This window comes from Pseudomonas sp. BW7P1, from assembly GCF_024981055.1.
Classification (GTDB): Bacteria; Pseudomonadota; Gammaproteobacteria; order Pseudomonadales; family Pseudomonadaceae; genus Aquipseudomonas; species Aquipseudomonas bananamidigenes.
Window position 1 is genome coordinate 4,900,541 of sequence record NZ_CP103374.1, and the last position, 12,654, is coordinate 4,913,194.

General features: G+C 57.2%; 8 protein-coding genes. 3 read left to right on the forward strand and 5 right to left on the reverse strand.

The window, feature by feature from the left end; all coding sequences use genetic code 11:
• Nucleotides 1–28: 28 nt before the first annotated feature.
• Both NWV16_RS22090 and NWV16_RS22095 read right to left on the reverse strand, forming a co-directional pair.
• Entirely contained in the window at nucleotides 29–3,658 is a 3,630-nt protein-coding gene (locus NWV16_RS22090; RefSeq protein WP_260520751.1) for a Tc toxin subunit A, read from the reverse strand.
• A 118-nt stretch (nucleotides 3,659–3,776) separates the two neighbouring features.
• Nucleotides 3,777–6,677, reverse strand: coding sequence for a hypothetical protein (locus tag NWV16_RS22095; protein WP_260520752.1), 2,901 nt, complete (start codon nucleotides 6,675–6,677; stop codon nucleotides 3,777–3,779).
• A gap of 401 nt (nucleotides 6,678–7,078) precedes the next feature.
• Between NWV16_RS22095 and NWV16_RS22100 the strand changes: the two genes are divergently transcribed.
• Entirely contained in the window at nucleotides 7,079–7,480 is a 402-nt protein-coding gene (locus tag NWV16_RS22100; protein ID WP_260520753.1) for a DUF6124 family protein, read from the forward strand.
• 105 nt (nucleotides 7,481–7,585) lie between these two features.
• Here NWV16_RS22100 and NWV16_RS22105 read toward each other — a convergent pair whose 3' ends face one another.
• Nucleotides 7,586–7,945 carry a PilZ domain-containing protein gene (locus tag NWV16_RS22105; RefSeq protein ID WP_065258563.1) on the reverse strand — a complete coding sequence of 120 codons (360 nt, stop codon included), beginning with the start codon at nucleotides 7,943–7,945 and terminating at the stop codon, nucleotides 7,586–7,588.
• Nucleotides 7,946–8,160: 215 nt separating this feature from the next.
• Nucleotides 8,161–8,544 (reverse strand): tetratricopeptide repeat protein, encoded by a 384-nt coding sequence (locus NWV16_RS22110; RefSeq protein ID WP_065258564.1) that lies wholly within the window; start codon nucleotides 8,542–8,544, stop codon nucleotides 8,161–8,163.
• A 171-nt stretch (nucleotides 8,545–8,715) separates the two neighbouring features.
• On the opposite strand from NWV16_RS22110, the gene pyk reads away from it, so the two are divergent.
• On the forward strand, nucleotides 8,716–10,167 hold the full coding sequence (gene pyk, locus NWV16_RS22115; RefSeq protein ID WP_260520754.1) for a pyruvate kinase: 1,452 nt from the start codon (nucleotides 8,716–8,718) through the stop codon (nucleotides 10,165–10,167).
• 244 nt (nucleotides 10,168–10,411) lie between these two features.
• A complete protein-coding gene (locus NWV16_RS22120; RefSeq protein WP_260520755.1) occupies nucleotides 10,412–11,785 on the forward strand; it encodes a delta-60 repeat domain-containing protein in 1,374 nt (457 codons plus the stop codon).
• Between the two features lie 115 nt (nucleotides 11,786–11,900).
• On the opposite strand, the gene NWV16_RS22125 is transcribed toward NWV16_RS22120, so the two are convergent.
• On the reverse strand, nucleotides 11,901–12,650 hold the full coding sequence (locus tag NWV16_RS22125; protein ID WP_260520756.1) for an enoyl-CoA hydratase-related protein: 750 nt from the start codon (nucleotides 12,648–12,650) through the stop codon (nucleotides 11,901–11,903).
• Nucleotides 12,651–12,654 lie beyond the last annotated feature (4 nt).

Here is a 12,654-nt window from a genome sequence, read left to right on the forward strand (position 1 = left end):
AAATGTCACACCCCGCAAGCGACCTTGCTCAAGCCGGCGGCAGGAACTGGATCGGTTCGAAAAAAGCGCTTTTATTACTGCCTTGGCTGCGAACTTCAAATTTGAACGTTCCACCTTCAGGCGCATGGACAAATACTTTTGTCAGCCCTTGTCCATCGGTGAAGGATTGCCCCGATGGCCGGATGACGGCCGACTTGTCTTCATCCTCTATGTCAGGGATGGCGAACCACTCTACGAGCTGATTCGGCCCACGGTTTTTGAAGTCGTCCCGCAGCTCGGCGTACAACTGCACTTCCTCGCCCGCAGGTGCGCTCGCCAGCGGGGTTGCGGACATCAACGGGCCTGGGAAGAACAATGTCTCGGCGTCAGGAACAACCCGGATTTCGGGCGCGCTGACCGGCTTGAACAGATCCATCCAGAAGCTGGGCACATCGCTACCCAGCACCGAGCCTGGAATGAACTCGGCCCTGAGTTCTCCGTTTTCATCGGTGGTCTTTGTCGCAATGGTGCCGAGACTGGCTTGCCACAACACCCTGATGCCCTTCAGCGGCGCGCCTTCGGCATCCTTCAGTGACACGGTGTAGGTGATTTTCGCTCCCGGTTTGTTGGCCACGACCTCGGTGTTGTCCACCACACAGGTCCTGACGACCAGTTGCTCCACATCCGGCGGAAACTGCGGATCAAGCGCTCGCGTTTGCGACTGGCTCAGCAGGGCGTGCTCGGCCGCGTCGGCGTAGGCCGCCTGGTCAATGGCCTCCGGCAAGTTGCCAAGCATGAAAATCGTCCGGGCATCCATACCACTGTGCTCCGCCAGCGTGCGGATGCGCATCAACAGATCCAGTTGACGCAGGTTTTTCAGAATTTTGAGGGATGGATCGATGTGAACGACGCACTCGCGCACCTCCTCGACGCTCCAGCGAAAGAACCTCGCCAACTTGATGTAGCCGGCTTCTTGGGCAAGCCTCAGCGAATCTCCGGTGATGTTGTCTGGCAGGTTGTCAACGGCGCGCAGATAGTCCAGCAATTCCTGCTCGGGCTGCTCGCTCATCTCGAACGCACGGGTGAGCGCCGTCAGGTAATAGAGCGTGCTCATCGAGAACTCGTGTTTGCTCGACTGACCGAGCCACGCCCGATGGCCATAGTCGAGATATTCCCGTAACACGGCGGCGCTTAGCCCCAGTGCAGTCACGACCGCACTCAAGCGTTGCACATTGGCCAAAGCCTTGAGCAGCGGATCCGCTTCGGCGAAGTGCTCACTTCGGACATTTTGCGGGTTCTGTGCGACCCGCTCGGAAATCTCGCGCAGCAGTCGATAGACTGTGGTACCTGCCCAGGTGAGAACCCCTATTGCCAGCTCGGAATCAAGGCTGGTCAGGACGGCCAAAGCTTCCTTGGCCAACGAGACTTGCGCCTCCCTGGCCTGCAACAGAACAACCAGCATTTTTTCGACGATGGCGGCCCGCAGCTCGGGAATCATGACCGGGAGACCATCCTGCACTGCACGATCCAGTCGCAGGCGAGCTTCGCTCAGGTATTGAGACTCGCTCCCGGCGAAAGCAAGCACCAGGCCATTGGCATCGGCCAGCGACGCCAGGAAATCGAGCCAGTTTCCCGCAGGCACAGGCGGCACGTCGGCCATCAGGAATCCGGCATTGGTCAACAGGGTCGCTGGCAAAAGACTTGCGATTTTGTCGAAGAATTGCAGCTGAGCTTCGGAGGGCGTGCCACTGGCTTGTGGCTCTGCCACCATCTGCAACATCCCGAGTACCGGCAGGTTGCGCTCCTTGCACCAGCCTACGCACGAATGCAGCGCATAGATGAGATTCAAGACATCCGGCGTTTCGCCCCGTTTGGTATTGATTTGTGGCAAACCCGCCAGCCCGTTGAGCCAGCTGTTCCCCTCTCCCAACAAGGTCAGCATCAGCACAATTTCCACCGGGGTGACGCTCAGCAACCGCGCCAGCTTCACCAACCGGTAAAAGGCTGAAACCACCGCTGGCGTACGTTTCAGGTTTTTACCAAGTCCCAGAGCATCGGCTATCGCCAGTGCCAGATAACCGTAGGTCAACAGATCGATCTGCAGACCGCTGCACAATTGAATGACCGTCGGGTCGCTGCTGCCTGCTGCGGGTATCGCCGGAAAATCCTTGCCATCGAGCAAGAAGGGCTGGCGATAGTCGCCCTGCCCGTTGAACACCTGATCGAACAGCGAGGGTTCTTCGCCGATTCCGTATACCGCTATCTCATCCAGGAAGACGGCAAAGTCCAGCGCTTTACATCCATGGGCCTCACGCAGCAGTTGGAACAGTCCCAGCGCGTGCACCACGTTATCGGTTATCCACCACTCACCGGCCTTCGCACCACCGCGCACTTCCGCGCGCATGGCGGCCACCAGCATTGCGTCCACCTCGAAACTGCGCAGGTCCAGCCATTTATCCAGACGTACCTTGCGGTTCAGTCGATCGTAGTATTCGAAATCAGCCTGCGTATCCGGACCAATCGTCAGTGTTTGACGCAAGCTGGCATCATCTGCAACAACGACAGGCGGGTCGGTTGCGGCGTTTACGTAGACTGAGCCGAAATGTGCACTTTGCGGGTCTGATAGCGGCTCATCCGCAAATGTCACATTCGGGGAACGCACCGGGGCAAACGCGCGGAACGATAGAAGGGATTCAACGCCGGGAACATCGAGTGAAGTCCGCTCGCCGAAAAATTTCAACTGATTGAGATTCTGATACTTATCGTAATTATCCGAACCGTAGTTGGCGTTGAAGAAGGTTTCCCGGTCATCGAAGGCTGCTCGCGCCTCAGTCAACAACGTTCGCTGGTAAGGCCCCAGACGCGATGCATGGGCCAGCGCACGGCCGGCATCGTCGTCCCAGCCGTCCGCTCGCAGAAAGTAAGGAAACTGCAGGTCAACCATGTGCGCGAAATTACCCACCGACATGCCCAACTGAAGGGCCACCGAGTCGACGGTGACCCAATGCTGGAAGTAAGGCAGTTCATTGGGGTAGCGTGCCTCGATCAAGGCCTCTACCAGATCGGTTACAGTCCCGTGTGTCTTGATGAAGGTTTCCAGCACCTGGTTGATGATGTCGACCGCAGAGATCGACTGATAAACCGCGTTGAAATCGACAACCAACTGTTTCAGGTCGGTGCGACGGTTGTGCAGCAGGTATTCAGCCTCGGTGTCCCCGACACTCTCGATACGCCCGCTGACCCACTGCAACAGCTCCACCAGATAAGCGACAGGCGACCACCGGCCTTCCAGCGCATTCGGTGGGCAGGAACCGTCGAAGTCCGGGTTGAGCAATGTCTCGAAAGTGGGACCCGGAACCATTGCAAGCAGCCCGCTTGATGAAGCTTTTTTCAGCGCTTTTCCGGTTTTTTCCTGCTGGCCGCCCGTCAAGGAATGCTCGATGAACCGACGCCTGATGTAGATGGCCATACTGCTGGCCTGGCGCAGGAACGCTTGCGCATCTTCACGGCTCATCCGGTAATCCTTCACCAGACCCTGAATACCCTTTTCCACCAAGGGAAAGATCGAACCACCCTGGCTCAGATAGGCTTGCAGGCCAGGATATTTTTGTCGGCGCGCTTGCGTAGGGAACAATTGTTCATACATTTGCTCGGCGGGACGTTTGCGGGTCTTGGCCATGGTAAGTTTCCTTGCGGCAAAAGCCATCCCAACGACCCGCACTTGTTGTCGGGTCATCTGTTCGGTTGATTCGATTTGGCGCCAGTCGGCGGCTCATGACAACTGTCAGAAATGACAGTCATGCACGCCGTTTGTCGGGACGACCAGATGGATTCTTGCCTGGCGACGTCGGCTGGACCTCAAAGCGCGAGCTCAATACACGATCGGAAATCGTCGCGCCGCCTGCATCATCGGTGATGGTCTGCTGGATCCAGCACCATTGGCCGCCAGAGGGTAACGGTTCCGTCGCATCGCCTTGCCAGGCTCCGCCGGAAACCGTGGCCTGCGCCAACACTCGCTCAGGGTTGAACCAGCTTCGGACCTGCATGACGCCCGCTCGGCCCAAACCTGCGAAACGAACCGGATCACTGACCGGTTGCCCTTCGGCGGGTTTCTCGAGGACGGGTCGGTAGGTGCCCAGAATTACTGACCGCTCTGCGGAACCGTCGGACCGGAAATCGTCCGACGTGGCCGTCACCACCAAGTGGTTTTCTCGAGAGGGCTGCGTGACGTTCATGGCGACCGACCAGGTTCCATCGGCCTGCACCATGGTTTCTCCTGCCTTCACTGCCCCGGCACGGATCATCCAGAGGGTGATCGTGTCCCCCGACACGCCGAAACCTGAGGCGACCGAACCTTGGCCCACATGCGCTCCCGGCACAGGCGTTTCCAACACCGGAGGGGCTGGAACCACGCTGTAGTTCACCTGCACGCTGTCTTTGGAGGTCTGGTCTTCGAAATATTGCCTGGCCCGAATGATTTTATGTCCCACAGGCAACGTCACTTCGCCTTTCCATTTGCCGTCGAGGCCTATTGGCAACTGTTTGAGTAGCGGCTCGACAGCACCTTCCAGGAACACATCGACCGTCCCCAGCGGTTCGCCCTGACCTTCGATGATCGAAGTTCGCGTCAGTCTGCCGCCCTCTTGCGGTGTTGTGAAATCCGGAGCAAGCAACGCGACATCGAAGGGATGCAACTCACTGCCCGCCGACTCCCGCCCATCGATCTCCTGTTTTGCCCGAACCACCCAACGGCCAAATTTCAGTTTCACAACAGGGATTTCCCATGCCCCGTCGGTAGTCAGCTTTTTGAAGCCCAAAGTATCGCCGCTCACGTAGTCCCACAAATACACCGTGGCACCTGTCATACCGTCCGTTCCTTGAAAAATCACGTCACGACCGACCTCGGAATCCTTTACAGGTTCGGTGATGACCGGCGGGATCATGGGCTTGAAGAGCCGGAACGTTTCAGTGGCCGCAGGCGAAATCTGCTGGGCAGCTATCTGGGTCGCCGTGACGGTATGGTCGACCTCCGGGGCAAAAGGTGTCTCACGTTGATAGCTCCAGGTTCTGCCGGTCACCGTGGCGGGATACGAGGTGCCGCTGCCGCTGAACACGAGATTGACCTGGGCATTCAATTCGCAGGTGCCGGTGAAGGTGGGCGACAGCCCCTCAGGTGGAACCCTGTCAATGCCGGGTGCAATCGGCGGGATGCGAACTTTGTGCTCGACGAAGTCGGATTGCTGGGCATTCAGGGACTGTCGGACGCGAACGATTCGATCATACGTAGGCCCCCATTCGACATAGGCCTTACTGGACCACTGGCCATTGGAACCGACCTGGGCATCCGGGGCTATTTTAGTGGTTCCATCAGAGTCATAAAGCGACACCGTCGCGCCTGAAACACCTTTGCCAGAGAGCGTCGTACTGTACTCCGGTGTGGAAACCACATCGGAGGGGGGCGGAAACTTGAACAGGAATTCGAACGGATATGGCAAAGATTCGATCCAGCCCCCTGCGTTGTTGGCAACCTTCTGGATCGCACTCATCTTGTAGAGGCCATCGGGCCAGTTCGTTGCGCTGGTTTCCCACTTGCCGCCGACTACTTTTGCCTCTCCCGGTGCTGATCCACCCGGGCCGCTGATCACAGTGATCACGACCGTGGCACCGTCGTAACCGTCACCGTCAAACTTCACGATGGTTGCAACTGGAACAGTGACGTTGACGTTGGTCAATGCGGGTGGGCGGATGTCGAAGGAACGAGGCAGACTGATTCCCGGTGGATCATTGTTCAATATCTGCTTGGCCACCAGTGAACGTCGTCCTGGGTCAACACTCACGTCCACACTCCAGTTATCTCCTTCGACTGCCGCTTCACCGACTTTAATCTGCGTCAAGTCAATGAACATCTGCATGGTGGCTCCCGACACACCATTTTTTCCTGAAATTCTGAATTTTTGGTCTTGGACAGTTCCCGCCACAGGTAAAGTAATCTCGGGAGCCTTATTGGTTGGAGCTAATACATAAGTGACTCGGTGGGGAACATGAGATCCACCCAGGCCGTCGTGAACAGCTTCAATGGTGAATGATGTATCCGAGGTAGGTGCAAGGATCGGCAGTTCCCAGTAGCCTCGCGCACCAGGAGTACGAGTGCCCAATACCTGGCCAGTAGAAACATTTTTAACCGTGACAGTAGACCCTGTAATAGCGGTGCCCTTTACGTTAAAAGATTGCCCCTGAGGAAGAACTGCCCCGTTAGCCGGAAAATCAATGGACGTACGACAGTCCTTTCTCCACGTGACAGACTTTGAAACCCTTTGCATCGGATTACGGATCATGGCGGCAAATATTACGGTCGGATAAGGCAAGCTCGTAAGGTCGTCTTGTACTTGCCAATAACCGTTAACGTCTCTGGGCGGATAGAAAGTTCCGTTTACTTCAACTACAACCTCCTCGGAAGGATTTTGCGGCACCGCCCGCCCACGGACAATGACTTTGCTGCCCAATAAGGCATCATTGGGCGGAAAATCAATTTGCAGTATCTGGGCCTTTTCGCCATCCAATTGTGCCGGGGATGAGTTACCCGTTCCCGGATCGATGGGGTCACCAGCACCACTTTCATACTTATCCATCATCCCCTCCTCAGTGGGCCACATTGCTAACCGCGAGACTTGAAGCCATTGAATGTCGATAGCGTTCATTGCCACACCTGACACTTCTGACAGTCCCGACCAGCGGTAACTCTTCCCACAACCCGCTCCGGTAACGTCCTGCAAGTCGTAACAGCGGGCTACGACGCCTTGTGCCATTGCCTACAAATCCCTCAGAATCCGCCGGCTTGTGCGCCCTGGCGTTGCCCCGTAATTTGATCCCCGTCGCTGCCAATCAGCGGCCGGGTTTAGTCGCCCGGGGTCTTCAGTACGTTGCGCATAAGCGTCATCCAGTCGGGTAGTCCCTATCCCCGCACTCGATGGTGGCTGTTCGCAGGGCGCCTCCGGGCGCGCCGGTACGTACTCCCGGTCGACTAACCTGCTTACAGCCGCCACCCTTTTCTCGTTTAGTCGCGAGCCAGATGGTGGCCCTAACGACGAGTACGAAATACATGAAAAAACCAGTTCCAAATCCCCCTGCGGACACCGATCCAAAGGACCCGACCGATCAACCCGATCCGGTCTCCCCCTACGCTTCAATCGATTCAAAAAAACTCCACGACGCGGCCCACCGGGCCCTCGACTTCTACCTCAACCCCAAGGCCGAAAAACCGCGCAACTCCGTGGATCGCGGCATGCAGATGTTCAAGGTCGATCCGGACATCAACCCCGAGGCGATCGCCATTCAGACCTACGAGACCTTTTCTTCGGTGAGCATTCTGTTGCTGGACCTGGCCGATAGCCTGGACGACAAGCCGCGGCACCTGGCGATGGCGATCTATCAGTTGAGCGAGATGGGGTTGTTGCTGGCGGAAAAGACGCTGGATAACGAGCGGGCGATTGCTATCGGCTAGCCTTAAGCCTTGAGCTGTTCAGACCGACGCCATCGCGAGCAGGCTCGCTCCCACAGGGATCAGCAATGTCCTTGTGGGAGCGGGCTTGCCCGCGAAGCTTTTGAATCAGGCCGAAGCCGGCAACGGCTGAAAACTGAAGTACTGCTTCAAGGCCTCGACCAGTTGCCCGTATTCCGGGGGCGTGCGGAACAGGCTGAAGCCGGCGTCGTAATGTTGCGGGGTCGCATCTTCATGGCACCACAGGCAGCATGCCGTCAGGTCGATCACCTGCTGGCAGCCGTCGCCCACCGGGATTTTCAGACGCAATTTGAACTCGGCGCCGATCATCATCGGCAACTGGCTGATGAGCATCAACCCGTCTTCGGAGACGTTGCCGATAAAGCCGATGGGTTTGTCGGTAACGCTGTTGAACACTCGCAGAAAATACGGCAACTGGTGCCGTTCGATTCGACGGTCGGTAAACATGAGCGTATCGCCATGCATGGCCCTTGAACGGGCCGCACTGTGCTTCGGAACGAACCTGCCCGACAGGCCCGCTCTCCCCGCTTCCGGTGTGGCGCTCGCCACGTACTGCTCATGCCGGTCGCAGGTGTTGCGCCGGTACAGAACGCATCTGCACCGGTGTCTCTGGACTATAGCTCACCCTATACAAGCAGCCAGCTTTTGTATGACAAGCGCCATCAGAAACGGGCGGGTGGCACCACGGCGGCGCTGCGGGTCGGGTAGTGGCCCAGGCTCTGCAAGGTTTCCAGACGCGCCCGGGCACGGTAGGCGTATTCGCTGTTGGGGTACGAGGCGATGATGAACTGATAGGTCTGCGCCGCATCGATGAACATTTTTTGCCGTTCCAGGCACTGACCGCGCATCATCGACACTTCCGGCCAGACGTAGGGGCGGGCGCGGCTGGCGCGTTCGACCTTGGACAGTTCGAGCATCACCTGCTCGCAGTTGCCCCGGTCATAGGCGCTGTAGGCGTTGTTCAGATGATGATTCATCGACCAACGGGTGCAGCCCGAAACGGCGAGGACGCTGAGGGCAAGGGCGGCAATGGGCAACAATCGCATGGGGGTTCTCCTGTCTTGTGCTCTGTATCGACCCCTTGCGAGAAATCTTCAGAGCCGTTTGCGCCGATTGTCGCGTTCAAAAAAGAAAATCGTAAGTAGTGCAAACGAACAATGACTACACCCTTCGAGCATAGTAGCCTTCGCTGGCGCTTGAACCTGAGGAGTCTTTGCATGTCCGTCCGTCGTACCAAAATCGTCGCTACCCTTGGCCCGGCCAGTCACTCGCCGGAAGTTCTCGAACAGCTGATTCTGGCTGGCCTGGACGTCGCCCGTCTGAACTTCTCCCACGGCACCCCCGACGAGCACAAGGCTCGCGCGAAGCTGGTGCGTGATCTTGCCGCCAAGCACGGCCGCTTCGTTGCCCTGCTGGGTGACCTGCAAGGCCCGAAAATCCGTATCGCCAAATTCGCCAACAAGCGCATCGAGCTGAAGATCGGTGACAAGTTCACCTTCTCCACCAGCCATCCGCTGACCGAAGGCAACCAGCAGGTGGTCGGCATCGACTACCCGGACCTGGTCAAGGACTGCGGCGTGGGCGACGAGCTGCTGCTCGACGACGGCCGTGTGGTGATGCGCGTCGAGACCGCCACCGCCACCGAACTGAACTGCGTGGTGACCATCGGCGGCCCGCTGTCCGACCACAAAGGCATCAACCGTCGCGGTGGCGGTCTGACCGCGCCGGCCCTGACCGACAAGGACAAGGCCGACATCAAGCTCGCCGCGGAAATGGAAGTCGACTACCTCGCCGTGTCCTTCCCCCGTGACGCCGCCGACATGAACTACGCCCGTCAACTGCGCGACGAAGCCGGCGGCACTGCCTGGCTGGTGGCGAAGATCGAACGCGCCGAAGCCGTGGCCGACGACGAAACCCTCGACGGTCTGATCAAGGCCTCCGACGCGGTGATGGTTGCCCGTGGCGACCTGGGCGTGGAAATCGGCGACGCCGAGCTGGTGGGCATCCAGAAGAAAATCATTCTGCACGCACGCCGCCACAACAAGGCCGTGATCGTGGCGACCCAGATGATGGAGTCGATGATCCAGAACCCGATGCCGACCCGCGCCGAAGTGTCCGACGTGGCCAACGCCGTGCTCGACTACACCGACGCCGTGATGCTCTCGGCCGAGTCCGCTGCCGGCCAGTATCCGCTGGAAGCCGTGCAGGCGATGGCGCGCATCTGCGTCGGTGCCGAGAAGCACCCGACCAGCAAGACGTCCAGCCACCGCATCGGCAAGGAATTCGAGCGCTGCGACGAAAGCATCGCGCTGGCGACCATGTACACCGCCAACCACTTCCCGGGCGTCAAGGCGATCATCGCGCTGACCGAAAGCGGCTACACCCCGCTGATCATGTCGCGTATCCGCTCGTCGGTGCCGATCTACTGCTTCACTCCGCACCGTGAAGCCCAGGCTCGCGCAGCGCTGTTCCGTGGCGTGTACACCGTGCCGTTCGACCCGGCATCCCTGCCGCCGAGCGAAGTCAGCCAGAAAGCCATCGACGAGCTGACCAAGCGCGGCGTGGTGGAAAAAGGCGACTGGGTCATCCTGACCAAGGGCGACAGCTATCACACCACCGGCGGCACCAACGGCATGAAGATCCTGCACGTGGGCGACCCGCAGGTCTGAGTGACCGGTTGCTGTAAATGAAAAGCCCCGCCATGTGAATGGCGGGGCTTTTTCGCGTCTGAATTTCGCCAAAGCAGCCGCAGCTATAACCGTTACCTCTAAACGCTCTAAAAACCTGACAACTCTAACAGTTGTTCCGCTCAGTGTGCCCGTTTCTTATGTAGCGTGTGGCAGCGCATCTGGCTACTCAAAAAATCTGAACATTCGAAAATCCAAAGAATTATATCCACGCAAGGAAATGGTCATGAATAGCAAACACGAACCTTCCGCGACAGCAGGCGAACTCGATCCTGGTTTTGGAGAAAACGGTACTACTTCTCTGGACACTCCAGACCCAAACTACCCATTCTATAATTCAAATATTGTGGCGGTCAGCACAGACAACAAAACTTACGTCGCAGGCACAGCCTATAAAGACCCCAACTTGAGCATCAACACACTGGCACGCCTCAATACAGATGGCTCTATCGATAAGACATTTGCCGACAACGGCTTCTTCCATGGACAATTTGGCAATTCAGATCAAACCTATCTTTTAAACGAAGAAATAAACTTCCTCGAAAACAAGATTTTATTAATTGGACGCCTTTTCAACTTTGACAGCGGCGAATTATTTATAGACAAAGCCGCCATATGCTTTAATGAGAACGGCTCAATAAACAAAGAGTTCGGCACACAAGGAATATTCCTGTTCCGTGCACCCGAAGATAACCCGGACGAACATTCCAGAACTGCCTGCGCTCAAGTTTTTCTGGAAAAATCACAATCTTTGCGAACGCCCTCATATGAATCAAGCACTGCAAAAAGTCATAAGTCCAGCACCTCTCTGATTGCAGAGGACCGAATTTTTCTCATCCACACCGCTGGCTCGTTCGAACATACCAATAGTTATATTGTCTGCATCGATCATAACGGTGTGTTAGATCCAACATTCAATGGATCGGGCTTTAACTGCGCCCAGCATCCAATCTATCCCCACTTAAAACTCTTTAGTCTGACTATCGATAACCACCTCGATTACCTTTGCGGGGGTGAAGTACGTGTAGACTATCACGGAGAACCTGATGCTATCGTTCTTGCAAAATACAAAAAAGATGGAACACTAGATAAAAATTATCAAAAAGACGGATTCCTGCTGATTGCCGACCTTCAATCAGACAAAACCCTTTATCTTTCGAAACTCGTGAAACAACCCAACAATCGCACCCTGGGCATTGGCATTACCGTTGACAAAAATTCATTGGCCGCCTCAGGATTGTTATTCAGTCTGGAAAATGACGGCACCCGCAACATCCAGTTCAATTCAGGCAAAGATATGTCCATCCAGTTAGGTTCAGTCGATACAGATTTTATTGATGCAAAATTTTTGCCTGACGGACGCTTCTTTACCAGCGCAATACGAAATAACTTTACCGCCGATTCTCGCTACGCTGTTGCGAGGTTTTTATTCAACGGCACGTTGGACACCCGTTATGCCGATGGAGCTGGCTATTACGCATATTCGCAAGTTAAAAGTTCTCGCTACGAATCAACCACCCTGACCGACAACGACACAATAGTCCTCAACCTCGATGGCGCGGTTACACCCAGCGCTATTGGACGCGGACTGCTGTCTTGAATCATCAAATCCCGCTGTATGAATAACAGGGATTTTTGGGGCTCTAACTCAGAGGAGTTTTGCGCAACTCCGCCGCTGTCGATAGGAGGCTAGCGGCAGCGGCGACACTTTATACTCAGTGCCGTTTGATGAACCCCGTCAACGCCGCCAGCGCCTCCGGCGACCGCAGCCGCTGGGTGAACAGCGCGCCCTCCTCCTCGATCACCTTGCGAATCAACTCGCGATCCGGCGCGCGCATCAACTGTTTGCTGATGCGCACTGCCTCGGCCGGCAACTCGTCAAACCGCAGCGCCATCTCCCGCGCCTTGGCCAGTGTTGCTTCACCACTGCCCAGCGCCTCGGTGGCGATCCCCCATTGCGCCGCTTGTTCACCCGTGAAGCCCTCACCGAGCAGCAACAGTTCCGACGCTTTGGCCTGCCCGAGCAGACGCGGCAGGATCAGGCTGGAGCCGAACTCCGGGCACAACCCGAGATTGACGAACGGCATGCGCAACCGCGCATCCCGGGCCACGTACACCAGATCGCAGTGCAACAGCAGCGTCGTGCCAATCCCCACCGCCGCTCCGGCCACGGCGGCGATCACCGGTTTGCGGCATTCGAGCAACTGGAGCATGAAGTGAAACACCGGGCTGTCGAGGTCGCTCGGCGGTTGCTGGATGAAGTCGGCGATGTCGTTGCCGGCGGTGAAACACTCGGAGCTGCCGGTGATCAGCACGGCGCTGATCTCGGGATCGTGATCGGCCTGCTTGAGCGCCTCGGCCAATTGACTGTACATGGCGCGGGTCAGGGCGTTTTTCTTGTCCGGGCGGTTGAGGCGCAGGGTCAGCAAACCGCGTTCGCGTTGCAGCAGGATGGCTTCGGGCATGGCA